At 73.6% G+C, this 22,255-nt stretch carries 19 protein-coding genes; 10 read left to right on the top strand and 9 right to left on the bottom strand.

The features are described 5' to 3' along the window. Window positions 1–5: 5 nt before the first annotated feature. Window positions 6–1,304 carry an acetyl-CoA C-acetyltransferase gene (locus tag ACFQ8Y_RS16045; protein WP_430586151.1) on the bottom strand — a complete coding sequence of 433 codons (1,299 nt, stop codon included), beginning with the start codon at window positions 1,302–1,304 and terminating at the stop codon, window positions 6–8. 175 nt (window positions 1,305–1,479) lie between these two features. On the opposite strand from ACFQ8Y_RS16045, the gene ACFQ8Y_RS16040 reads away from it, so the two are divergent. Together ACFQ8Y_RS16040 and ACFQ8Y_RS16035 are read left to right on the top strand one after the other, a co-directional pair. Then, a complete protein-coding gene (locus tag ACFQ8Y_RS16040) occupies window positions 1,480–2,226 on the top strand; it encodes a TetR/AcrR family transcriptional regulator (protein WP_430552158.1) in 747 nt (248 codons plus the stop codon). Then, entirely contained in the window at window positions 2,223–4,319 is a 2,097-nt protein-coding gene (locus ACFQ8Y_RS16035; RefSeq protein WP_430552157.1) for an acyl-CoA dehydrogenase, read from the top strand. The genes ACFQ8Y_RS16040 and ACFQ8Y_RS16035 overlap by 4 nt, the downstream gene beginning before the upstream one ends. 102 nt (window positions 4,320–4,421) lie before the next feature. On the opposite strand, the gene ACFQ8Y_RS16030 is transcribed toward ACFQ8Y_RS16035, so the two are convergent. Together ACFQ8Y_RS16030 and ACFQ8Y_RS16025 are read right to left on the bottom strand one after the other, a co-directional pair. Beyond that, window positions 4,422–4,766, bottom strand: a complete 345-nt coding sequence (locus tag ACFQ8Y_RS16030) for a hypothetical protein (RefSeq protein WP_430552156.1) — start codon at window positions 4,764–4,766, stop codon at window positions 4,422–4,424. Window positions 4,767–4,864: 98 nt separating this feature from the next. Next, complete coding sequence (locus tag ACFQ8Y_RS16025; RefSeq protein WP_430564896.1) at window positions 4,865–5,380, bottom strand: hypothetical protein; 516 nt, start codon at window positions 5,378–5,380, stop codon at window positions 4,865–4,867. A 266-nt stretch (window positions 5,381–5,646) separates the two neighbouring features. Between ACFQ8Y_RS16025 and ACFQ8Y_RS16020 the strand changes: the two genes are divergently transcribed. Continuing rightward, entirely contained in the window at window positions 5,647–6,255 is a 609-nt protein-coding gene (locus ACFQ8Y_RS16020; RefSeq protein ID WP_430586116.1) for a hypothetical protein, read from the top strand. A 13-nt stretch (window positions 6,256–6,268) separates the two neighbouring features. On the opposite strand, the gene ACFQ8Y_RS16015 is transcribed toward ACFQ8Y_RS16020, so the two are convergent. Beyond that, window positions 6,269–7,291 (bottom strand): LacI family DNA-binding transcriptional regulator, encoded by a 1,023-nt coding sequence (locus ACFQ8Y_RS16015; protein WP_430552153.1) that lies wholly within the window; start codon window positions 7,289–7,291, stop codon window positions 6,269–6,271. Between the two features lie 156 nt (window positions 7,292–7,447). Between ACFQ8Y_RS16015 and ACFQ8Y_RS16010 the strand changes: the two genes are divergently transcribed. From ACFQ8Y_RS16010 to ACFQ8Y_RS15995, 4 genes are all read left to right on the top strand, one after another. Next, complete coding sequence (locus ACFQ8Y_RS16010; protein ID WP_430586115.1) at window positions 7,448–9,370, top strand: glycoside hydrolase family 127 protein; 1,923 nt, start codon at window positions 7,448–7,450, stop codon at window positions 9,368–9,370. 115 nt (window positions 9,371–9,485) lie between these two features. Then, window positions 9,486–10,811 (top strand): extracellular solute-binding protein, encoded by a 1,326-nt coding sequence (locus ACFQ8Y_RS16005; protein WP_430552151.1) that lies wholly within the window; start codon window positions 9,486–9,488, stop codon window positions 10,809–10,811. Then, the gene (locus ACFQ8Y_RS16000) at window positions 10,808–11,716 is read left to right on the top strand and encodes a carbohydrate ABC transporter permease (RefSeq protein WP_430552150.1); all 909 of its coding nucleotides are present in this window, start codon (window positions 10,808–10,810) and stop codon (window positions 11,714–11,716) included. The genes ACFQ8Y_RS16005 and ACFQ8Y_RS16000 overlap by 4 nt, the downstream gene beginning before the upstream one ends. Before the next feature lies 1 nt (window position 11,717). Next, window positions 11,718–12,671, top strand: a complete 954-nt coding sequence (locus tag ACFQ8Y_RS15995; protein ID WP_430586114.1) for a carbohydrate ABC transporter permease — start codon at window positions 11,718–11,720, stop codon at window positions 12,669–12,671. A gap of 25 nt (window positions 12,672–12,696) precedes the next feature. On the opposite strand, the gene ACFQ8Y_RS15990 is transcribed toward ACFQ8Y_RS15995, so the two are convergent. Continuing rightward, window positions 12,697–13,215: a putative immunity protein gene (locus ACFQ8Y_RS15990; protein ID WP_430586113.1), complete on the bottom strand. Its 519-nt coding sequence runs from the start codon at window positions 13,213–13,215 to the stop codon at window positions 12,697–12,699. Window positions 13,216–13,252: 37 nt separating this feature from the next. Beyond that, window positions 13,253–13,645, bottom strand: coding sequence for a YrdB family protein (locus tag ACFQ8Y_RS15985; protein WP_430586112.1), 393 nt, complete (start codon window positions 13,643–13,645; stop codon window positions 13,253–13,255). A gap of 170 nt (window positions 13,646–13,815) precedes the next feature. On the opposite strand from ACFQ8Y_RS15985, the gene purL reads away from it, so the two are divergent. Together purL and gdhA are read left to right on the top strand one after the other, a co-directional pair. Beyond that, on the top strand, window positions 13,816–16,167 hold the full coding sequence (gene purL, locus ACFQ8Y_RS15980; protein ID WP_430552146.1) for a phosphoribosylformylglycinamidine synthase subunit PurL: 2,352 nt from the start codon (window positions 13,816–13,818) through the stop codon (window positions 16,165–16,167). A 209-nt stretch (window positions 16,168–16,376) separates the two neighbouring features. Further along, window positions 16,377–17,714, top strand: a complete 1,338-nt coding sequence (gene gdhA / locus ACFQ8Y_RS15975) for an NADP-specific glutamate dehydrogenase (protein WP_430552145.1) — start codon at window positions 16,377–16,379, stop codon at window positions 17,712–17,714. A 92-nt stretch (window positions 17,715–17,806) separates the two neighbouring features. On the opposite strand, the gene ACFQ8Y_RS15970 is transcribed toward gdhA, so the two are convergent. After that, on the bottom strand, window positions 17,807–18,292 hold the full coding sequence (locus ACFQ8Y_RS15970; protein WP_430586111.1) for a Dps family protein: 486 nt from the start codon (window positions 18,290–18,292) through the stop codon (window positions 17,807–17,809). Between the two features lie 103 nt (window positions 18,293–18,395). Beyond that, the gene (locus ACFQ8Y_RS15965; RefSeq protein WP_430586110.1) at window positions 18,396–19,331 is read right to left on the bottom strand and encodes an alpha/beta hydrolase family esterase; all 936 of its coding nucleotides are present in this window, start codon (window positions 19,329–19,331) and stop codon (window positions 18,396–18,398) included. A gap of 66 nt (window positions 19,332–19,397) precedes the next feature. Between ACFQ8Y_RS15965 and ACFQ8Y_RS15960 the strand changes: the two genes are divergently transcribed. Next, on the top strand, window positions 19,398–19,796 hold the full coding sequence (locus ACFQ8Y_RS15960; RefSeq protein ID WP_430552142.1) for a hypothetical protein: 399 nt from the start codon (window positions 19,398–19,400) through the stop codon (window positions 19,794–19,796). Between the two features lie 79 nt (window positions 19,797–19,875). Here ACFQ8Y_RS15960 and ACFQ8Y_RS15955 read toward each other — a convergent pair whose 3' ends face one another. Next, complete coding sequence (locus ACFQ8Y_RS15955) at window positions 19,876–22,107, bottom strand: NADP-dependent isocitrate dehydrogenase (protein WP_430586109.1); 2,232 nt, start codon at window positions 22,105–22,107, stop codon at window positions 19,876–19,878. Between the last annotated feature and the right edge of the window lie 148 nt (window positions 22,108–22,255).

The raw sequence follows: 22,255 nt of genomic DNA, 5'->3' as shown, positions 1-22,255 counted from the left end.
CCCTCTCAGACGGACTCGACGACGGCGGTGGCCCCGAGGCCGCCGGCGGCGCAGACGGAGATCAGGGCGCGGGCCGGCCGGCCGGTCTCGGCGGCCTTCGCGGCGACCAGCTTGGCCGCCGTCGCAAGGATGCGCCCGCCGGTGGCGGCGAACGGGTGGCCGGCCGCGAGCGACGAGCCGTTGACGTTGAGCTTCTCCCGGTCGACGCTGCCGAGCGGCGTGTCGAGGCCGAGCTCCGCCTTGCAGTAGTCGGCGTCCTCCCACGCGGCGAGCGTGGTGAGGACGGTCGACGCGAACGCCTCGTGGATCTCGAAGAAGTCGAAGTCGTCGAGGGTCAGGCCGTTGCGGGCCAGCAGGCGCGGCACCGCGTGCACGGGCGCCATGAGGAGTCCGTCGTGGCCGTGCACGAAGTCGACGGCGGCGGTCTCGGCGTCGACGAGACGCGCGAGCACCGGCAGGTCGCGCTCGGCGGCCCACGCGGCCGACGACAGCAGCACGGTGGAGGCGCCGTCGGTCAGCGGCGTGGAGTTGCCGGCCGTCATCGTGGGCTCGGCGGGCTCGGCGAGGCCGCGGCCGAACACCGGCTTGAGCTTCGCGAGCTTCTCCAGCGAGGTGTCCGCGCGGAGGTTGTCGTCACGGGTCAGGCCGCGGAACGGCGTGACCAGGTCGTCGAAGAACCCGGCGTTCCACGCGGCGGCGAGGTGCTGGTGGCTGGCGAGCGCGACCTCGTCCTGCGCGGCGCGGGAGATGCCCCAGCGGGCGGTGGTGATCGCCTGGTGCTCACCCATCGACAGGCCGGTGCGCGGCTCGTCGGTGGCGGGGGTGAGGGGCTTGAGGTCGGCGGGGCGGATCTTCGCGAAGGCCTTGAGGCGGGCCTGGAGCGTCTTGGCGTGCGACGCGTCGAGCAGCGCCCGGCGCAGCCCCTCGCTCACGGCGACCGGTGCGTCGGAGACGGTGTCGGAGCCGCCGGCGACGCCGGACTCGATCTGGCCGAGGCGGATCTTGTTCGCGACGGTGATCGCGGCCTCGAGGCCGGTCGCGCACGCCTGCTGCAGGTCGAACGCGGGGGTCTGGGGCGACAGCGAGGAGCCGAGCACGGACTCGCGGATCAGGTTGAAGTCGCGCGAGTGCTTGAGGACCGCGCCGCCCACGACCTCGCCGAGGCGCTCACCCTGCAGCCCGTACCGGGCGACGAGCCCTTCGAGCGCCGCGGTGAACATCTCCTGGTTGGAGGCGTCGGCGTACTTCTTGCCGGCGCGCGAGAACGGGATGCGGTTGCCGCCCACGATCACGGCGTCGCGCACGCCCGCGGGGGCGGACGGCGACGGGGCGGGGGTGGTCCTCCGGGACGTGCTCCGGGGGGAGCCGTCGGACGGCTTGCGTGTAGCCACAGCGATAGATCCTTCACTCCGTCGGTCAGGTAGGACTCACAGTACCTGATACTCTCAGTCCCGTGAGACGAGTCACAAGGTGCGGCCGATGAGGGCCGCGGAACAGCTCGACGCCCGTTCGACCCCGGACGGCCGCGCGGCCCTCGACGGTCGTTCGACGCGCTGGGACGATCATCGCGCCGCACGCCGGGCGCAGCTCGTCAACGCCGCGCGCAAGGCCGTGCACCGCGGCGGCCCCGGGGTCTCGATGGACGAGATCGCGGGCGAGGCGGGCACGTCCAAGTCGATCGTCTACCGGTACTTCGAGGACAAGGCGGGGCTGCGCCTCGCCGTGGCCGCGCACGTCGTGGCGACGATGCACGACGCCCTCCGCGAGGCGGCCGAGGCCGCGCCCACCCCGCACGCGGCCCTGCGCGCGATGGTCCGGGTGTACCTCGAGATGATCGAGCACTCGCCCAACGTCTACTGGTTCGTCACCCGTACCGCCATCGGCGGCAACGAGCCCGCCCCCGGCGCCGTCGGGACCGGGCAGGTCGAGGCGCTCGGCGCGTACCTCGACTCCGTGATCGAGCTGGTGGCCGAGCCCTTCGCCAGGGCCGTCCAGGTGCCCCCGGCGCTCGCCGCCGCCTGGGCCGCCGGGGCCGTCGGCTTCGTACGCGGCGCCGGCGAGTGGTGGCTCGGCCATGACGGAGCCGACCGGCTCACCCGGGAGGAGCTCACCGAGCAGGTGACGCTCTGGCTGTGGACCGGCCCCGTCGGCGTCCTCCACCACGAGGGCATGACGCCTCCCGACCCTTCGACCCCCATCCCCGCACCCCCGCAGGAGAACCGATGACCACGACGTCCGACCGTCCCGCGACGACGCAGGCCGCCGGCAGCGTGCCCGCCCCCAAGGCGACCCCGCGCGTCGACGTGGCCGGCCTGTCCGAGCAGCTGCTCGGCCGGTGGCCGGAGTGGCGCCGCCACGCCCGCGCGCGCTCGACCGACCCGACCTTCTGGAAGGACGAGTCGCTCTCGATGGCGGAGCACCGCGAGCGCGTGCTCGAGCAGATGAAGCTGCTCGCCACCGACGAGAAGCACCAGGTCTGGCTCGGGTACCCGACGCGCCTCGGCGGGGCCGACGCCCCGGGCGCGAACCTGGCGGGCTTCGAGGAGCTCGCCGTCGCCGACCCGTCGCTGCAGATCAAGGCGGGCGTCCAGTGGGGCCTCTTCGGCTCGGCGATCCTCCACCTGGGCACCCCGGAGCAGCAGGACCGTCTGCTGCCGGGCGCCATGGACCTGTCCGTGCCGGGCGCGTTCGCGATGACGGAGATCGGGCACGGCTCGGACGTCGCGTCGGTGGCCACGACCGCCACCTACGACCCGGAGACCGAGGAGTTCGAGATCCACACGCCGTTCCGCGCGGCGTGGAAGGAGTTCCTCGGCAACGCGGCGGTGCACGCCACGGCGGCCACCGTCTTCGCGCAGCTGATCACGAACGGCGTCAACCACGGCGTGCACTGCTTCTACGTGCCGGTGCGCGACCCGGAGACCATGGAGTTCCTGCCCGGGATCAGCGGGCACGACGACGGCCTCAAGGGCGGCCTGCGCGGCGTCGACAACGGGCGGCTCGCCTTCGACCACGTGCGCATCCCGCGTACGGACCTGCTCGCCCGCTACGGCGCGGTCGCCGCCGACGGCACGTACTCGTCGTCGATCGACAGCCCCGGCCGCCGCTTCTTCACCATGCTCGGCTCGTTGGTGCAGGGCCGCGTGTCCCTGGACGGCGCGGCGTCGACGGCGTCCAAGCTGGGCCTCGCCATCGCCGTGAAGTACGGCGCCGAGCGCCGGCAGTTCACCTCGTCGTCGCCGATCGAGGAGACGGTGCTGCTGGACTACGCGACGCACCGCCGCCGCCTGTTCCCCCGCATCGCGGAGACCTACGCGACGCACTTCGCGCACGACCGCCTCCTCGACCTGTTCGACGACGTCTTCTCCGGCGAGAAGGACACCCCCGAGAACCGCGAAGACCTCGAGACGATGGCGGCGGCGCTCAAGGCGACGTCGACCACGTTCGTGCTGGAGACGCTGCAGGAGGCCCGCGTCGCCTGTGGCGGCGCCGGCTTCATCACCGAGAACCGCATCACGAGCCTGCACCACGACATGGACGTGTACGCCACGTTCGAGGGCGACAACACGGTGCTGCTGCAGCTCGTCGCCAAGCGCCTCGTGGGCGACTACGCGAAGGCGCTCAAGGGCGCCACGTCGACGCCGGCCGGCATCGCCCGGTTCGTCGTCGACCGCGCCGCGGACGCCGCGCTGCACCGCACCGGCCTGCGCCGGGCCGGCCAGGCCCTCGCCGACGTCGGCGACCCGCGCCGCGCGGCCGGGCACCTGCGCGACGCCGAGACGCAGCGCGAGCTGCTCGCCGACCGCGTCGCGACGATCGTCGAGGACGTCGCCATGGCGCTGCGCCCCGCGCAGAAGGCCGACCCCGTCACGGCCGCGCGGATCTTCGACGAGAACCAGGTGCAGCTCGTCGAGGCGGCCAGGGCGCACGCGGACCTGCTGCGCTGGTCGGCGTTCACCGACGCCCTCGAGCAGATCGAGGACCCGGGCACGCGCCGCGTGATGACCTGGGTGCGCGACGTCTTCGGGCTCACGCTCATCGAGCGCAACCTCGCCTGGTACCTCATCAACGGGCGGCTGTCCGCGCAGCGTGCCCGCACGGTGACGTCGTACGTCGACCGCCTGCTCGACCGCCTGCGTCCGCACGCCGTCGACCTCGTCGACGCGTGGGGCTACGGGCCGGAGCACCTCCGGGCGGTCATCGCGTCCGGCATCGAGGCGGAGCGGCAGGACGAGGCGCGGGCGTACTACGCCCAGCAGCGGGCCGACGGCACCGCGCCGGTCAGCGAGAAGGCGCTGAAGAAGCAGAAGCGCTCCTGACGGCGAGAGAGAAGCCCGGACGGGACTGCGGTCGACGCAGTCCCGTCCGGGCTTCTCTCTCGCGGCTTCTCTCGCGTGCTCGCCCGCTCCCTGCGCTCGCCGTCAGGCGGCGGCGGGCGTCGGCTGGGCCGCGCGCACCGGCTGCGGGTAGTCCTCGACGACGGCCGGCGGGCTCTCGACCGTTCCCGGCGTCGTGCCGGGTACCGGGGCGGGCACGACGCTCGCCTCCTCGGCCGCCTGCTCGTCACGCAGCGGCAGGCCGAGCGTGACGGTGGCCGGTCGTGCGACGCGCGCCGGCGGGACGGACATCGCCACGACCGCCGCGCCCCCGAGCCCGGCCAGCAGGGCGGCCCACGCCACCCACGTCCAGCCGAGCGCCGCCGACGCGCCCAGCAACGCCCCGTCCACGACCCCTACGACGAGCCCGACGACGAGCACCCGTCTCATGCCTACCTCCCACGGTCCGCCTCATCCGTGCCTTTCCAGGAGACGACACGACGGCCGGTCGTGCATCTGCTGGGCGGATCGTGCAGGTCACAGGTGGGTCACGGTCGGCGGTCGCGCCCCGCCGTGTCCCAGGTGAGAGCCGGAGCCGGGGGGTCGACGTGCCCGAGCAGCAGGGGCGAGGGCGACGGGTCCAGCGTCGCGCGCAGCTGGTGGTGCATCTCCCCGGTGAGCCGCAGCGCGAGCTCGAACCGGAGCGGGGCCACGTGGTCGGCGTGGAGCCGTCCGCCGATCGCGGGGTGCGGGGAGAAGGCGAGCACCTCGTCCGGGCGGGGGTGGGTGCCGGCGTCGAGCACCTCTCGGCAGAGGTCCTCCAGGAGGAGGTCCGCACGCCCGTCCGCCGAGTCGAGCTCCGTGTACATCTCGACGGCGGTGGCCCAGCGGAGCTCGAGCGACCCCTCGATCGTGTCGAGGAACCACCAGCCCTCCAGGGACTCGAGGAAGACGTCGCCGAAGACGGTCGTGAAGCGGGGCGTCTTGCCGTGGACCCCCAGCCACGACCACGACGCCAGCCCGTACGCGAACGCACCGGGAGCGAAGGTTCTGAGCAGTTCCACGTGCGCATCAAACCACCTTGTGGTAACCGACGAAACCCCCGGCTCCACCGGGGCCACGCGTGGCCCCGCTCACGAAGAATCGTCACCTGGTGATGATCCTGGTCAAGGATCGAGGGCCACAGGTCAAGAAAACGTCATCCGTGCAGGTCGGCCTCACGCCGGACCGGAGTCGCGGAACTCTGCCCCGGTGCCGCCCGTTGTCCCACGGGCGGCCCGAGGACCTCGGTGCCGCCGCTCGCACGAGGCCCCGACCCGGAGGTGGACCCATGGACACGCCCGCCGCGCGCAGGCAGGTCGACGCCCGGAGCGTCGCGATCACCGGACTCACGACGCTGGCCTGGTACGCCGTGCCCGACGTCGTCCGACCGCGCTGGGCACGCGCCCTGGCCAAGGTGGGCGTGCTGGCCGGGGGGCTCGGGCTCGGGATGGCCCTGACCAGCGAGGGCCGCTCCGCCGTCGACGGGATGCGTGAGGTGCGCGACGAGCTGCGCGACCTGCGCGACGCCGACGAGAACGCAGCCGGCGAGAACGCCTCGGAGCCGGACGAGGGGATCGCGCCGGCCGACGGGCGGGATGCCCGTGAACCGGACGACAACGTGCTGGCGGCCGACGTGGCGCTCGACGGCGCCGACCCGCTGCCGGGCCCGGGCGTCGCGGGAGCGGCCGTGGCGGGCGCGCTCGCCCTCGCCGTGACGATCGCCGTGGCGGGGGAGAAGTGGGCCTACCGGCGTGGCGAGCGCTGGCGCGCGCAGGGGCGGCGGCTGCCGCACACGCGGGTCGGGCTGATCCTCGGGGCGCTCGCGGCCGTGGCGACCGCCCTGGACCCGTCGATCTCCATGGTCCCGCCGGTCGAGGACGAGGCCCCCGCGAGCTGACGCGGCTCCCGGCTCAGGAGTCCCCGGCGGTGGACCCTCGTACGACGAGGCGTGGCGGTGAGAGCTCCGTGCCGTGCGCGGGGCGACCGTCGATCGCGGCGAGCAGGAGCTCGGCGGCCCGCTGCCCCAGCCGGTCGAGCTGCGGATCCACGGTGGTCAGCGGCGGCCTGCTGGCGAGCGCCATGACCTCCCAGTCGTCGTAGCCGGTCACGGCCACGTCCTCGGGCACCCGCACGCCGCGGTCGCGCAGGCGGTCGCAGCCACCCCGGGCGAGCTGGTCGGAGGCGAACACGACGGCGTCGACCGGCAACGGGTCGCCGGCCCGGTGGTCGCCGAGCACGACGTCGACCGCGAGGCGGCCCCACCGCTCGGACCACTCGCCGAACTGCGGCTCGCCGACGATCGCGGCGCCGCGCGCCCCGAGAGCGGCTGCCAGGGCGGCGTGCCGCTGCACGGAGGCCGCCTGGTCGCCGCGACCGCCGACGTAGGCGACGCGGGTGCGTCCGAGGGAGAGCAGGTGCTCCGCGACGGCGGTCATCCCGGCGGTGTCGTCGGGCACGACCGACGCGTCGTCGGGGTCCGAGGACGGCGAGTAGGCGTAGACCACCGGCATCGGCACCTGGATGGGAGGCCGCGGGTCGGTCGTGCGGCCGGTGACGATGATGCCGTCCACGCGCCGGGCGACGAGGCTGCGCACGTGGTGCTGCTCGCGGACCGGGTCGTGCCGGGCCGTGGCCAGCAGCGCGGAGATCTGACCCCCGACGAGCGCGTTCTCGGCGCCGAGCACGACCGGCAGCGAGAACCTGCCCGCCGAGTCCGTGCTCAGCAGGCCGACGGTGAAGCTGCGCCGGGCCGAGAGCGACCGTGCCTGGGCGTCGGGCACGAAGCCCAGGCGCTCGGCCGCCTCGCGCACGCGGGCCCGGGTGGCGGGCCGCAGGGACCCGGTGTCGTTGAGGGCTTTGGAGACGGTGCTGGGGGACACCCCCGCCAGTGCGGCCACGTCGGTGATCCGCACGACGCCCGGAGTCTCCGCCATCAGGCCTCCTCTGCTTTCCTGCTGTTCCGCCGACCGACGGCCGGCCGTGCCGATGGTACGCGATTTCGCTTGTCGGGACAGCGGTTGACGGCTTCGGCAACGCTCCCTACGGTAAGGAAAACGGATTCCTAGTTTCCTTCCTCGAGGGAGAGGTGCATGACGACGACGACGTTCGGGACCGTCCGCGGACCTGCCGAGCCCACCGTTGCGGCGGTGGCGAGCCTGCGACCGCTGCCGCCGGGCAGCGCGACCCTCGACGGCGGGCTGTGGGGCCACCGGCTCCGCGTGAACCGCGAGGCGTCGGTGCCCGAGGGCCTGGGGCACCTGCGGGAGTACGGGAACCTGCGCAACCTCGAGATCGCCGCCGGGCTGGCCGAGGGCGAGGCGCAGGGGCCGATCTTCGCGGACTCCGACGTGCACAAGTGGCTCGAGGCCGCGGCCTGGGAGTACGGGCGCGAGCCCGACGAGGCGCTGCTGGCCGACATCCTCGAGGTGACGCGCGCCGTCGCGGGCGCCCAGGCCCCCGACGGCTACCTCGACTCGGTGCCGCAGCTGCGCGGCGTCGAGCGCTACTCCGACCTGCCGTGGAGCCACGAGCACTACTGCGCGGGCCACCTCATGCAGGCGGCGGTGGCGCAGGTACGGGCGACAGGCCGGCGCGAGCTGCTCGACGTCGCCGTCCGCCTGGCCGACCACCTCGTCGAGACGTTCGGCGACGGCGAGGGACAGCTGCGCGAGGTCGACGGGCACCCGGTGATCGAGACCGCGCTCGTGGAGCTCTACCGGGAGACGGGGACGCGCGCGTACCTGGACCTGGCGTCGTGGTTCGTCGAGGCCCGCGGCACGGGGATCGTCGCGGCCCACGGCAAGCAGCCCACCTACTTCTCCGACCGGGTGCGCGTCCGCGAGGCGACGACCGTCGAGGGGCACGCCGTGCGGGCCGTCTACCTCGGCGCGGGCGCCACCGACGTCGCGGTCGAGACGGGCGACCGCGAGCTCCTCGCGGCGCTCGAGGCGCAGTACGCGGCGATGGTCGACGGCAAGCAATACCTCACGGGCGGGCTCGGCTCCCGCTGGGACGGCGAGTCGTTCGGCGACCCGCACGAGCTGCCCAACGACCGCGCCTACGCGGAGACGTGCGCCGCCATCGGCGGGGTGCAGTGGGCGTGGCGCCTGCTGCTCGCGACCGGCGACGCGCGGTACGCGGACCAGATCGAGCGCATGCTGCTCAACGGCTTCCTCTCCGGGCTCTCCCTGGGCGGCACCGAGTACTTCTACGTCAACCCGCTGCAGGTGCGCTCCGGCGCGCACGCGGAGGAGGAGCGCAACCCCGCCGCCGGGCGCCGGCCGTGGTTCGGCTGCGCCTGCTGCCCGCCGAACATCATGCGGACGCTGTCCAGCCTCGAGGGCTACCTCGCGACGTTCACCGACGACGCGCTCCAGCTGCACCAGTACGCGCCCGGCACCATCGCCGCCGTGCTTCCGGGGGGCACGCTGCGCGTGCGCGTCGAGACGCAGTACCCGTACCGGGGTCGCGTGACGCTGCACGTCGAGGAGGCACCCGCGGGCGCGGGTCTCGCGCTGCGGATCCCGGGCTGGGCCGAGGGCGCCACGCTCGACGGCGCCCCGGTCGCGGCGGGCGCGTACGCCACGGTGGGCCGGCCGCTCGCGGCGGGCGACGCCGTCGTGCTGGAGCTGCCCGTGACGCCCCGCCTGACTGCCGCCGACCCCCGGGTCGACGACGTGCGCGGCTGCGTCGCGATCGAGCGCGGCCCGCTGGTGTACGCGCTGGAGCAGGTGGACCAGGAGCCGGGCGCCGTCGTGGACGACGTCCTGATCGACGTCGCCGGATCCCTGGGCGAGGAGGACCGCCCCGACCTGCTGGGCGGCGCCGTCGTCGTGACCGCCACCGGCACCGTGCAGGGCCGGCCCGCGACCGAGCCGGGCGACGGTCCCTACCGCGCGGCGACGACGGCTGCCCCGGCCGTCACCGGCACCGTGACGCTGCGGGCGGTCCCGTACCACCTGTGGGCCAACCGCGGCCCGCAGGCCATGCGGGTCTGGATCCCCGTGGCCTGACCGGCAGCACCACTCGCGGGGCGCCCGGGAACGGGCGCCCCGCCCCCGCGGGCAGCGCCGTCCGCGGGCAGGACCTGGAGGACACGGCGCCCGACGGGCGCGGAGGAGGAGAGCGATGGAGCTCACCAGACGGCAGCTGCTCGCGCTGCTCGGCGTGGGCGGCGCGACGGCCGCCACCGGGGTCGGGCTGGCCGGGTGCGCGAGCCCGGTCACCGCCGTCGACGTCGGTGCCCCGGGGTTCGGTGGGGGTGCCCGCGGCACGGTGGAGATGTGGTGCCGCTCGGACACGGTCAACGGCGTCCAGGCCGTGGTCGACGCGTTCCACGCGGCGCAGGACCGCGTCCGGGTGCGGCTCACGCCGATCCAGAACGGTCAGTACGTCACCAAGGTCGCCACGGCGATCCGCGGTGGCCGGGTACCCGACGTCATCGACATCGACGACATCTACTCGACGATGTTCGCGTTTCGCGACGTGTTCACCGACCTCACGCCGCTGGTGGAGGACCTCGCCCTCGGCGACGCCCTCAGTCCCGGCCACCTCGCCCTCGCGACCAAGGACGGGAAGCACTACGGGGTGCCCTTCCTCGGCGACTTCTCGGTGCTGTTCTGCAACACCGAGCTGTTCGACCGCGCCGGCCTGGACGTCGACGAGCACACGGCGTCCTTCGACGGGATCCTCGAGGCCGCCCGCGCGATCGCCGCGCTCGACGACGACACCTACGCCTGGTCGTTCCCCGGCAACGCGTCCGGCGCGCTGGGGTTCACCGTGCAGCCGCACGTGTGGGCCACGGGCACCGACCTCATCGTCGGCGACGTCGGCGACCAGCGGGGGAACGTCGCCGGCAACGAGGCGCTGCGGCGCACCCTCGACCTCGAGCGCACGCTCTGGGACGAGCAGCTGGTGCCGCCCGGCTGCTTCGCCGACGATGCCTCGCGCTGGTCGGCCGACTACGTCGCCGGACGGCTCGGGATGTTCCCGGGCGGCTACGGCGTCGTCGCGCCGAACGCGTCGCCCGAGCTCCTGGAGCGCAGCCGCGTGGTGCTGCTGCCCGGGCCCGACGGCGGCCGCGCGTTCTTCGACGGCGGCGACAACCTGTGCATGCCCGCGGGCGGGAAGAACCCCGAGGGCGCGACCGAGCTGATCCGCTTCGCCGTCGCCCTCGAGCAGCAGGCGCGCATGCCCGACGGGTTCTACTCGCCGATCCGTTCCGACGTCGTGACGCCGGAGTTCGAGGCCGAGCACCCGCTCGTCACCCCGACGCTGAAGTCGCTCGACGCGGGCTACGCCCCCACCACGCTCGCCTACAACCTCATCTACAACCAGCAGGACGGGCCCTGGCTGCGCATGTTCCGCCGGGCCGTCTTCGACGGGGAGGTCGATGCCGCCATGGACGAGGCCCAGACCACGTACGACCGCATCCTCCGGCAGGCCCAGGCATGAGCGCCGCGGCCGTCGCCCGGCCCGCACGACGCCACGGCACCCTCACCCACCCCGCCCGCACCGGCCTGCTGCTCGTCGCGCCGGCGGTCGCGTTCGTCGTCGTGTTCGTGCTGGTGCCGCTCGTCTCCGCCGTGGGGATCTCGTTCACCAACCTCCCGCTCATCGGGACGTGGCGGTTCGTCGGCCTGGAGAACTACGCGTCCGTGCTCACGGACCCCACGTTCTGGCGGGCCGTCGGCTACACCCTGCTCTACACCGCGATCGTCACGCTGCCGATCCTCGCGCTCGGCTACACGCTGGCGGTGGTCGTGCGGTCCAACCGCCGCGGCGCCACGGTGCTGCGCACGATCTTCTTCGTCCCGTACGTCATCGGCCTCACGACGCTCAGCTTCCTCATGCTGCTCGAGGCGCAGCCGAACAGCGGCATGGTGAACGTGGTGCTCAAGGCCCTCGGGATCACCGACGGCTCGACGGCGTGGCTCGTCGACGGGCCGCTCGCCACCGGGCTCCTGTGCGTCATGGTGATCTGGGCGGTGTCGGGCCTGACGATGGTGCTGCTCATGTCCGGGATGCAGGGCATCCCGCGCGAGGTCTACGAGTCCGCGGAGCTCGACGGCGCGTCCTGGTGGGTGCGGGAGCGCTCGATCACGATCCCCATGCTGCGGCGCACCATCGCCATGACCGTCGTGCTGTCGGTCATCGGGTCGCTGCTCGCGTTCACGCAGTTCTACATCCTGACCCAGGGCGGCCCGGGATCGGACACCACCACCGTGGTGATGGCGATCTACCGGCGGGCGTTCGTGCAGCTGCAGCTGGGGGCGGCGACGGCGATGTCGCTCGTCCTGGTCGTCATCACCGGACTGGTCACCGCGGCGCAGTTCTGGCTGCTGCGGGAGAGGAGCTGACATGGCGGTCACGACGAGCGCACCGGGCACGACCGGGCTGGGTGCACCGGGCGGGAGCTCCCGCGGCACGAGCCCGGGCCGCGGGTCCTCGCCCGGCGCGGCGGGGCCGGCGTCCGGCCCCGAGCGCGACACGCGCGTGCGCCGCACGCTCTACGCGGTCGGCGGCACCCTCGCCGCCCTCGTCTTCGTGGTGCCGCTGCTGCTGGCGCTGGTGCGTGCCGGCCAGCCGGGCGACGTCGTCGTCGCCGCGCCCGACGGGCGCTTCCTCGACCTGTCGTGGGTCAACTTCCGGCTGATCCTCGACCAGCCGGAGATCTGGCGCGGCATCGTGAACTCCGTCGTCGTGTCGGTGTCGACGGCCGTGCTCACCGCCGTCCTCGCGACGCTCGCCGGCTACGGGTTCGCCAAGTTCGGCTTCCGCGGGCGGGGCCTGCTGTTCGGGCTGGTGCTGGTGACGCTCATGGTGCCGTTCCAGGCGATCCTCACCCCGCTGTACCTGCAGATGAACGCCATGCGGCTCACGGACAGCCTGTTCGGCCTCGTGCTCTTCTACACGACCGTGAACCTCCCGTTCTGCGTCTTCGTCATGCGCAACGCGTTCGAGTCGGTGCCCGGCGAGATCGAGGACTCGGCGCACGTCGACGGCGCGGGGACGGTGCGCATGATCGTCTCCGTGCTGCGGCCCCTCGTGCTGCCCGGCGCCGCGACCGCCGCCCTGTACGCGTTCCTCGCCTCGTGGACGGAGTTCCTCGGGGCGCTGACGTTCCTCACCGACTCGTCGCTCTACACGCTGCCGGTGTCGCTGGTGAACCTGCAGCAGGGTGCCTACGGCCAGGTGAACTTCGGGCTCCTGGCCGCCGGGTCGGTGGTCGCGATGATCCCGTGCGTGGTGCTGTACGTGGCGCTGCAGCGGTACTACGTGGCGGGGCTCGCGTCGGGGTCGGTCAAGGGCTGACCCGTCGGCCGGGGGCTGGTGGGCGTCAGTCGTCGAAGACGTCCCAGCAGATCGCGGAGCGCGCCCGCTGGTCGTCGAGGACCAGGTCGAGCAGCTCGGCGGGCACCTGCTCCCGCTGCCAGTCCCGCTCGGCGAGGCGGACGACCTCCCTCTCGGGCCCCGGGGCGGCGGCGCTCGCGGCCCGGACGGCGTAGGCGGCGGCACCCAGGTCGTGCGCCGGGACGTGGGCCACGGCGACGGCCTGCCCGGCCGCGAGGGCCGCGAACCGTGCGGGGTCGGGCCGGCCCTTGCCGGCGGCGTTCGCGACGAAGGCGGTGCGGTGCGCCTCCCGCATCGGCACCTCGTCCCGGATCCACCCGCGGGCGACCTCGAGGGCGTCGCGCGGGCGGGCGTCGTCGGGCGCCTCCCGCTCGAAGAGCGGCAGCACGTGGTCGGCGCAGGCCACCGCCCACTCGGCCAGCATCCGGTGGTGGTCGTCGGAGAGGGACCCTCCCCGGCGCACGGTGATCAGCCGGGGGTCGCGTTCGGTGGGCAGGATCGGCACCGACCCATCCTGCCCGGTTCCCGCCCGGCGCGGGAGGTCACGACCTCCGGGTCAGCGCGAACGCGAGGACGCCGACGGCGGCGACCCCGAGGCCCCATCCGGGCAGGCCGGACGCCGCGGCGAGCGCTCCCGCCACCACGAACAGCGCGGCCTGCACGACGAGCCGCGCGGGCTGGCGGAGGCGGCCCGGCGCGTTCCGTGCCAGCCACCGCCCCCAGACGGCCACCGCGACCGCGGGGAGCCCGACGGCCAGCAGGACGCCGGTGACGACGGTTGTCGCGCCGTCGCCCACCTGGGAGCCGAGGCGCCAGCCGGACACGGCCAGGAGCGCCAGCAGCGCGAGCTCGCAGGCGAAGGCGAGGAGGTCGGCGGGCCCGGCTCCCCGCGCGTCCGCCGGGTGCGCCGGTCCGTGCCCCTCGGGTGCGGTCATGCGCGCACCCTAGCGGCGCCGTCGGGAGTGCCGGCGGGCGCCGGTAGACTGGCGGCGCGCCGCGAGGCGCCCCCGCACGGACCGACGCCGGATACCGGCACCCCGCGGTGCGGTGATCACCCGGTCCGAGCCCTGAGCTCTGCAGTACTCGCGCGACCCGAGGGAAGTTGATGACCGCCGCTGCCGACCGTGCTGAAGCCGTGTCCGCCCCCCGCCCCCAGCTGGACACCGTCGAGAACGCCGCGTCCACGCCCGACGAGGCCCAGCCGTACGCCGAGCTCGGCCTCAAGCCGGACGAGTACCAGCGCATCCGCGACCTGCTCGGGCGCCGCCCCACGGCTGCCGAGCTGGCCATGTACTCGGTGATGTGGTCCGAGCACTGCTCGTACAAGTCGTCCAAGGTGCACCTGAAGAAGTTCGGCGACCGGGTCACCGAGGAGATGAAGGAGCACCTGCTCGTCGGCATCGGCGAGAACGCGGGCGTCGTCGACGTCGGCGACGGCTGGGCGGTGACCTTCAAGGTCGAGTCGCACAACCACCCGTCGTTCGTGGAGCCGTACCAGGGCGCCGCGACCGGCGTCGGCGGCATCGTCCGCGACATCATCTCGATGGGCGCGCGCCCCGTGGCCGTCATGGACCAGCTCCGCTTCGGCGCCGTCGACCACCCGGACACGGCGCGCGTCGTGCACGGCGTCGTGTCGGGCGTCGGTGGCTACGGCAACAGCCTGGGCCTGCCGAACATCGGCGGCGAGCTCGTCTTCGACGGCTCCTACCAGGGCAACCCGCTCGTCAACGCGCTGTGCCTCGGCGTGCTGCGCCACGAGGACATCCACCTCGCCAACGCGTCCGGCGTCGGCAACAAGGTGGTCCTCTTCGGCGCCCGCACGGGCGGCGACGGCATCGGCGGTGCGTCGATCCTCGCGTCGGAGACGTTCGAGGACGGCGTGCCGGCCAAGCGGCCGAGCGTCCAGGTGGGCGACCCCTTCATGGAGAAGGTGCTCATCGAGTGCTGCCTGGAGCTCTACGCCGCCCAGGTGGTCGAGGGCATCCAGGACCTCGGGGCCGCGGGCATCTCCTGCGCCACGAGCGAGCTCGCCTCGAACGGCGACGGCGGCATGCACGTCTGGCTCGACGACGTGCTGCTGCGCGACCCCACCCTGAACGCCGGCGAGATCCTCATGTCGGAGTCGCAGGAGCGCATGATGGCGGTGGTCACGCCCGAGAAGCTCGAGCAGTTCCTCGCGATCACCGGCAAGTGGGACGTCGAGACCGCCGTCATCGGCGAGGTCAACGACTCCGGCCGCCTCACCATCGACCACCACGGCCAGCGGATCGTGGACGTCGACCCGAAGACGGTCGCGCACGAGGGCCCGGTCTACGAGCGCCCCTACGCCCGCCCGGCGTGGCAGGACGGCCTGCAGGCCGACACCACCGTGGCCGCCGGTCTGGCCCGCCCCACCTCGGCCGACGACCTGCGCGCCACCGCGCTGCGCCTGCTCGCGTCGCCGAACCTCGCCTCCAAGGCGTGGGTCACCAACCAGTACGACCGCTTCGTGCAGGGCAACACGGCGCTCGCGCAGCCCGACGACGGCGGCGTGGTCCGCGTCGACGAGGCCACGGGCCGCGGCGTCGCCCTCGCGACCGACGCGAACGGCCGCTACGGCAAGCTCGACCCGCGCACGGGCGCCCAGCTCGCGCTCGCGGAGGCGTACCGGAACGTCGCGACGGCCGGCGCCACGCCGCTCGCCGTGACGGACTGCCTCAACTTCGGCTCGCCGGAGCACCCGGACTCGATGTGGCAGCTCGTCGAGGCGATCGAGGGCCTCGCGGACGCGTGCCAGGAGCTCGGCGTCCCGGTCACGGGCGGCAACGTGTCGCTGTACAACGGCACGGGCGAGCCCGGCCAGATCGACTCCTCGATCCACCCGACGCCGGTCGTCGGCGTGCTCGGCGTCATCGACGACGTGCGCACCGCGGTGCCGTCGGGCTGGCGCACCGAGGGCCTGTCGATCCTGCTGCTGGGCCGCACCGCCGACGAGCTGGACGGCTCCGCGTGGGCCGACGTCGAGCACGGGCACCTGGGCGGCCTGCCGCCGCGCGTGGACCTGGCGGCCGAGCGCGCGCTCGCCTCGGCGCTGGTCGAGGCGCGCGAGCAGGGCCTCGTCGCCGCCGCGCACGACCTGTCCGAGGGTGGTCTCGCGCAGGGGCTGCTCGAGGCGTCGCTGCGCTACGGCGTCGGCGCCGACGTCGCGCTCGACGGCGTCACCGGCCGCGACGGCGTGACGCCGTTCGCCGCGCTGTTCAGCGAGTCCACCGCGCGCGCCCTGGTGGCCGTCGACGCGGAGCACGAGTCCGAGCTCGTCGCGGTGGCCGAGGCCGCCGGCGTGCCGGTGCTGCGCCTCGGTCGCACCGGCGGCGAGGAGCTGGCCGTCGCCGGTGGCTTCGACGGCGAGACCTTCACGGTGTCGCTCGCCGAGGCCCGCGAGGCGCACGAGGGCACCCTGCCGCGCATCTTCGGCTGACCACGCGACCCGCTTCGAGCGGGCGTCCCGCCCTGTTGCGCGACCGGTACAGGGCCGGACGCCCGCTCGCGGCGTGTCGGGCCGGCACCAGGCGACGTCTCGGGGCGTGAGACGTCGTCTCGGGAACGTCTAGGCTGCGATGGTCGTGCGTGTGCCGTGCCGCCCTTGGGCCCCGCGGGCGCGCTCCCCAGAACTCGGGAGGAGCCCCCATGGAAGACCGTCTGCAGCCTGTGTTCGCCGAGGTGCTGCGTCGCAACCCCGGCGAGGTGGAGTTCCACCAGGCGGTACGAGAGGTCTTCGAGTCGCTGGGCCCGGTGCTGCGCAAGAACCCGCAGTACGTCGAGGCCGCCGTGCTCGAGCGCATCTGCGAGCCCGAGCGGCAGATCATCTTCCGCGTGCCGTGGGTGGACGACACGGGCCGCGTGCGGATCAACCGCGGGTTCCGCGTCGAGTACAACTCGGCCCTCGGCCCGTACAAGGGCGGCCTGCGCTTCCACCCCTCGGTGTACCTGGGGATCGTGAAGTTCCTCGGCTTCGAGCAGATCTTCAAGAACGCCCTCACCGGCCTGCCGATCGGCGGCGGCAAGGGCGGCTCCGACTTCGACCCGCGCGGCCGCTCCGACGGCGAGGTCATGCGGTTCTGCCAGTCGTTCATGACCGAGCTGTACCGCCACATCGGCGAGTACACGGACGTGCCCGCCGGTGACATCGGCGTGGGCGCCCGCGAGGTCGGCTACCTGTTCGGCCAGTACAAGCGGATCACCAACCGCTACGAGTCCGGCGTGCTCACCGGCAAGGGCCTCACCTGGGGCGGCTCGCTGGTGCGCCGGGAGGCCACCGGCTACGGCGCGGTGCTGTTCGCGCAGAGCATGCTCGGCACGAAGGGCGAGAGCCTCGACGGCCGCCGCGTCTCGGTGTCCGGCTCGGGCAACGTCGCGATCTACGCGGCCGAGAAGGCGCAGCAGCTCGGCGGCCGCGTGATCACGTTCTCCGACTCGTCCGGGTACGTCGTCGACGAGGCGGGCATCGACCTCGACCTGCTCAAGGAGGTCAAGGAGGTCCAGCGCGGCCGCGTGTCCGACTACGTCGACCGGCGCCCCGGCGCCCGCCTGGTGTCCGACGGCAGCATCTGGGACGTCCCGACGGACGTCGCGCTTCCCTGCGCCACCCAGAACGAGCTCTCCGAGGCCGACGCCAAGCAGCTCGTCGCGAACGGTGTGCTCGCCGTCGCCGAGGGCGCCAACATGCCGACGACCCCGGAGGCCGTGGCCCTCCTGCGCGACGCCGGCGTGCTCTTCGGCCCGGGCAAGGCCGCGAACGCGGGCGGCGTCGCGACGTCGGCGCTGGAGATGCAGCAGAACGCCTCGCGCGACTCGTGGAGCTTCGACTACACCGAGTCCCGCCTCGCGGAGATCATGACCGGCATCCACGACAGCTGCCTCGCCACCGCCGAGGAGTACGAGGCGCCCGGCGACTACGTCGTCGGCGCCAACGTCGCCGGCTTCACCAAGGTGGCGGACGCGATGATCGCCTTCGGCGTCATCTGACGGTCCGCAGCACGCACGACGACGGCGCGGCCCCCGGTGGGGGACCGCGCCGTCGTCGTGAGCGGGAGGGGCGCAGCGGCCCGCGCCGTCGATCAGACCTCGGTGTTCTCCGACGAGATCATCCACGCCTGCTTCTCGAGGTCCGTGATGATCTCGTGCAGCAGGTCGGCCGTGGTCGGGTCCTCGGCGTCGACGTCGTTGTGCACCTCGCGGGCGACCTCGACGGTCTGCGCGACGCGCTCGACGATCGCGTCGACCGTGTCCTCGACGGAGACCAGGCCGGCGGGGTAGGGCGACAGGTCGGTCGTGGTGGCGACGGTCTCGGTGCGGCCGTCGGGCACGGCCTGGAGGGCGCGGAGCCGCTCGGCGACGGTGTCGCTGTGCTCCCGCGCGACGTCGACCAGCTCGTCGAGCTGGAGGTGCAGGTCGCGGAAGCCGCGGCCGGTGACGTTCCAGTGGGCCTGCTTGCCCTGGACGTGCAGGTCGACCAGCGCGACGAGCACGCGCTGCAGGTGGGCGCGGAGCTTGTCGGACGCCTCGGCCCGCGGAGTGTTGCGCTTCATCGTGGGAGTGGTCATGGGTGTGAACCTCGCTTCCGGTGACGATCGCTCTCTTGAACCATTCCAGGTTAAGGAGCCTTCCCGGCGACCGCCAGCAAGGGCAGGCGAGCCTTGGTCGTCGTCAGGGTGTGCCGGTCACGAGGTCGAGCACCGCCGTCGCGAACGACCGGGTGAGGGCGGGGGAGTGGTCCGCCCCGGCGATCGACCACAGCTCGACCGTGGCGGCGCCCGAGCACCCGGCCCATGCCGTCACGGTCGTCTCGGCACCGGGGACCGTGCTGTCGAGGTCGCGCCGGGCGGGGGCGGTGGCGGGTGCCGTCGCGCACCCGTCGAGACGTGCCCATCCGGCTGCCGACTCCGCCGCCGACGGATAGGCACGACCGTCGCGCAGGCCTCCGCCCGCGCGGATCACGGGGTCGTCGGCGCCGTGCGCCTGCACCACGGTCACCGGCCGCGACGGCCGGCAGACACCGTCGTCCGCCGGCATCGCGCCCGCGAGCGACACGGCGACGGACACGAGGTCGGCGTGGTCGCAGGCCGTGCGGTAGGCCATGAAACCGCCGTTGGAGTACCCGACCACCGCGACCCGGTCCGGGTCCACGGCGTACGTGGCCACGAGCGTGCGGATCACCTGCGCCAGGTAGGCGGAGTCGTCGACGCCGGCGCGGTCGACGCCGCAGCAGGCGTCGGTCGCGTTCCAGAACCGGCGTCCGTCGGGCCCCTCGGTGCCCTCGGGGAGGGCGTAGAGCACGCCCCGCGCGAGAGCCTCGTCGCGCAGCCCGAGCCGGGCGTCGACGCGCGCGGCGTCGGAGCCGTAGCCGTGCAGGACGACGAGCAGGGGCGCGGGGTCCGCGGCGTCGTACCCGTCCGGCACGTGCACCTCGACGGGGCGGCCGGCGACGTCGAGCGCGCCGACCGCGCCGGCCGGCAGGGGCTCGACGGCGGCGAGCACCAGGGGCTGCGCGTCCGTCTGCGGTGGGGTGGCGGAGCTGCAGGCCGCCAGGAGCAGCGTGACCAGCGCGACGATGGTCGCCAGGAGTGGGCGGTGCGCCGGCATGCCGTCGATTGTCGCGTGCGCGCGACGCCCGGCATAGGCTGAAATCGGTGCAGAGGTGGTGCTCCGATGACGTGGCAGCTGGCGCTCGTGACGGCGTCGTTCGCGCTGGTCGCGACCGTCGCCGCCCGGTCGTGGCTGCGTTCCGACGCCCACCGTGACGCCGTCGCCCGCCGTGCGCACCGTCGTCGTGCCCCCGCCGCCGACCCGCTCCTGACGCTCACCGTCCAGGTGCGCCTGGGGGAGCTGGCGCGCGAGCTGCGGGCCATCGACGACGACCCGCAGGTCTACGCCCGCGCGCACCACGCCCGCGCCGCGCAGGGCGCGTACGACGCACTGCTGCGCGAGGCGTGCCGTCTCGCCGGGCTGAGCGTCGTCGACCTGCCGATGCGCGCCGGCGAGCGCGCCGAGTCCGCCGAACGGCTCCGCGAGGAGCTGGAGCTCAGCGCCCGCGGCTGGTCCTGGTGACCCCTCGAGGTGGTCGGGACCCCCGCGAGGTAGCTCGCCTTTGCCGAGCTACCTCGCGGAGTCCGGGACCACCTCGACGTCAGAGGGCCTCGAGCGCCGTGTTGAAGGTGGCGGACGGGCGCATCACCGCGGCGGCCTTGGCGGCGTCGGGGCGGTAGTAGCCGCCGATGTCGGCGGGCGAGCCCTGGACGCCGACGAGCTCGTCGACGATCGTCCGCTCCTGCTCGGCGAGCGACGCCGCGAGCGGGCCGAACGCGGCGGCCAGCTCGGCGTCGTCCGACTGCGCGGCGAGCTCCTGCGCCCAGTACAGGGCGAGGTAGAAGTGCGAGCCGCGGTTGTCGATGCCGCCCACGCGACGCGTCGGGGACTTGTCCTGGTCGAGGAACGTGCCCGTGGCGCGGTCGAGGGTGTCGGCGAGCACCTGGGCGCGCGCGTTGCCGGTGACGGTCGCGAGGTGCTCGAACGACGCGGCCAGCGCGAAGAACTCGCCGAGCGAGTCCCAGCGCAGGTAGTTCTCCGCGAGGAGCTGCTGCACGTGCTTCGGGGCGGAGCCGCCGGCGCCGGTCTCGAAGAGGCCGCCGCCGTTCATCAGCGGCACGACCGACAGCATCTTGGCCGACGTCCCCAGCTCGAGGATGGGGAACAGGTCCGTGTTGTAGTCGCGCAGCACGTTGCCGGTCACCGAGATGGTGTCGAGCCCCTGGCGGATGCGCGCGAGGGAGAACGCCGTCGCCTCGGCCGGCGCCATCACGTGGATGTCGAGGCCGTCGGTGTCGTGGTCGCCCAGGTACTCCTCGACCTTGGCGATGAGCTGTGCGTCGTGGCCGCGCTGCGCGTCGAGCCAGAACACGGCGGGGGAGCCGGTGGCGCGGGCGCGGTTCACGGCGAGCTTGACCCAGTCGCGGATCGCGACGTCCTTGGTGGTGCAGGCGCGCCAGATGTCCCCGGCCTGGACGTCGTGGGAGAGCAGCACGTCGCCTGCCGCGTTCACGACCTCGACGGTGCCGTCGGCGGGGATCTCGAACGTCTTGTCGTGCGAGCCGTACTCCTCGGCCTTCTTGGCCATGAGGCCCACGTTGGGCACGGAGCCCATCGTGGCCGGGTCGAGGGCACCGTTCGCGCGGCAGTCGTCGATGACGGTCTGGTAGACGCCGGCGTACGACGAGTCCGGGATGACGGCGAGCGTGTCGTGCTCCTTGCCGTCGGGGCCCCACATGTGGCCGCCGCCGCGGATCATCGCGGGCATGGACGCGTCGATGATGACGTCGGACGGCACGTGCAGGTTGGTGATGCCGCGGTCGGAGTCGACCATCGCGAGCGCCGGGCCGTCGGCCAGACCCTGCTCGACGGCGGCGCGGATCTCGGCGCCGTCGGGCAGCGTGTCGACGGTCGCGAGGAGCCCGCCGAGGCCGTCGTTGGGGGAGATGCCCGCGGCCTTGAGCTGGTCGCCGTACTTCTCGAAGAGGGCGGGGAAGAAGGCCTGCACCACGTGGCCGAAGATGATCGGGTCGGAGACCTTCATCATCGTGGCCTTGAGGTGCGCGGAGAACAGGACGCCCTCGGCCTTGGCGCGGGCGACCTGCTCGGCGAGGAAGGTGTTCAGCGCGGCGACGGACATGAAGGTCGCGTCGACGACCTCGCCGGCCTCGACCTCCAGGCCGTCCTTGAGGACGGTCGTGCCGGCCGGGGTGACCAGGCGGATCGTCAGGGTGTCGTCCGCGGGGACGACGACGGACTTCTCGTTGGAGAAGAAGTCGTCGGAGCCCATCGTCGCGACGTTCGTCCTCGAGTCGGCCGACCAGGCGCCCATGCGGTGCGGGTGCGCCTTCGCGTAGTTCTTCACCGACGCGGGGGCGCGACGGTCCGAGTTGCCCTCGCGCAGCACCGGGTTCACGGCCGAGCCCTTGACCTTGTCGTACCGGGCGCGCACGTCCTTCTCGGCGTCGGTCTGCGGGTCCTCGGGGTAGCTCGGGACGTCGTAGCCCTGGGCCTGCAGCTCGGCGACGGCGGCCTTGAGCTGCGGCACGGACGCCGAGATGTTCGGCAGCTTGATGATGTTGGCGCCGGGGGTGGTGGCCAGCTCGCCCAGCTCGGCGAGCGCGTCGCCGATGCGCTGGTCGTCGGTGAGCCGCTCCGGGAACTGGGCGAGGATGCGGCCCGCGAGGGAGATGTCGCGCGTCTCGAGCGTGACCCCGGCCTGGGCGGCGTACGCCTCGACGATCGGGAGGAACGAGTACGTCGCGAGCAGCGGCGCCTCGTCGGTGTGCGTGTAGATGATCGTGGCGGCCTCGGGCCGGGACTCGGTGGTCATGCGGCGATGCTCCCTTGGCAGGGCAGTGGTGGACGAGAGATTGTTTGACATCAAGATATCTGGCCGCGGCGGAGCCTGTCGAAAACGCGGGCGCACTCCGTCCCCGTGCCGTGCCTCACGGTCCGGACCCTCGCCGCGCGGCCCGGGG

The sequence above is a fragment of the Isoptericola sp. NPDC056605 genome (assembly GCF_042792795.1).
Classification (GTDB): domain Bacteria; phylum Actinomycetota; class Actinomycetes; order Actinomycetales; family Cellulomonadaceae; genus Isoptericola.
Note: the sequence above shows the minus strand (reverse complement) of the source record. Positions and strands in the feature narration are given on the sequence as shown.

Excerpts from the sequence above, each read along its gene's own strand:
- ACFQ8Y_RS16015 (WP_430552153.1), bottom strand. The coding sequence starts at position 7,291 with ATGGCGGAGACTCCGGGCGTCGTGCGGATCACCGACGTGGCCGCACTG.
- ACFQ8Y_RS16005 (WP_430552151.1), top strand. The coding sequence starts at position 9,486 with ATGGAGCTCACCAGACGGCAGCTGCTCGCGCTGCTCGGCGTGGGCGGC.
- ACFQ8Y_RS15960 (WP_430552142.1), top strand. The coding sequence starts at position 19,398 with ATGACGTGGCAGCTGGCGCTCGTGACGGCGTCGTTCGCGCTGGTCGCG.
- ACFQ8Y_RS15965 (WP_430586110.1), bottom strand. The coding sequence starts at position 19,331 with ATGCCGGCGCACCGCCCACTCCTGGCGACCATCGTCGCGCTGGTCACG.
- ACFQ8Y_RS15995 (WP_430586114.1), top strand. The coding sequence starts at position 11,718 with ATGGCGGTCACGACGAGCGCACCGGGCACGACCGGGCTGGGTGCACCG.
- ACFQ8Y_RS16010 (WP_430586115.1), top strand. The coding sequence starts at position 7,448 with ATGACGACGACGACGTTCGGGACCGTCCGCGGACCTGCCGAGCCCACC.
- ACFQ8Y_RS16030 (WP_430552156.1), bottom strand. The coding sequence starts at position 4,766 with ATGAGACGGGTGCTCGTCGTCGGGCTCGTCGTAGGGGTCGTGGACGGG.
- ACFQ8Y_RS16020 (WP_430586116.1), top strand. The coding sequence starts at position 5,647 with ATGGACACGCCCGCCGCGCGCAGGCAGGTCGACGCCCGGAGCGTCGCG.
- ACFQ8Y_RS15985 (WP_430586112.1), bottom strand. The coding sequence starts at position 13,645 with ATGACCGCACCCGAGGGGCACGGACCGGCGCACCCGGCGGACGCGCGG.
- purL (WP_430552146.1), top strand. The coding sequence starts at position 13,816 with ATGACCGCCGCTGCCGACCGTGCTGAAGCCGTGTCCGCCCCCCGCCCC.
- ACFQ8Y_RS15955 (WP_430586109.1), bottom strand. The coding sequence starts at position 22,107 with ATGACCACCGAGTCCCGGCCCGAGGCCGCCACGATCATCTACACGCAC.
- ACFQ8Y_RS16000 (WP_430552150.1), top strand. The coding sequence starts at position 10,808 with ATGAGCGCCGCGGCCGTCGCCCGGCCCGCACGACGCCACGGCACCCTC.
- ACFQ8Y_RS15970 (WP_430586111.1), bottom strand. The coding sequence starts at position 18,292 with ATGACCACTCCCACGATGAAGCGCAACACTCCGCGGGCCGAGGCGTCC.
- ACFQ8Y_RS16040 (WP_430552158.1), top strand. The coding sequence starts at position 1,480 with ATGAGGGCCGCGGAACAGCTCGACGCCCGTTCGACCCCGGACGGCCGC.
- gdhA (WP_430552145.1), top strand. The coding sequence starts at position 16,377 with ATGGAAGACCGTCTGCAGCCTGTGTTCGCCGAGGTGCTGCGTCGCAAC.
- ACFQ8Y_RS16035 (WP_430552157.1), top strand. The coding sequence starts at position 2,223 with ATGACCACGACGTCCGACCGTCCCGCGACGACGCAGGCCGCCGGCAGC.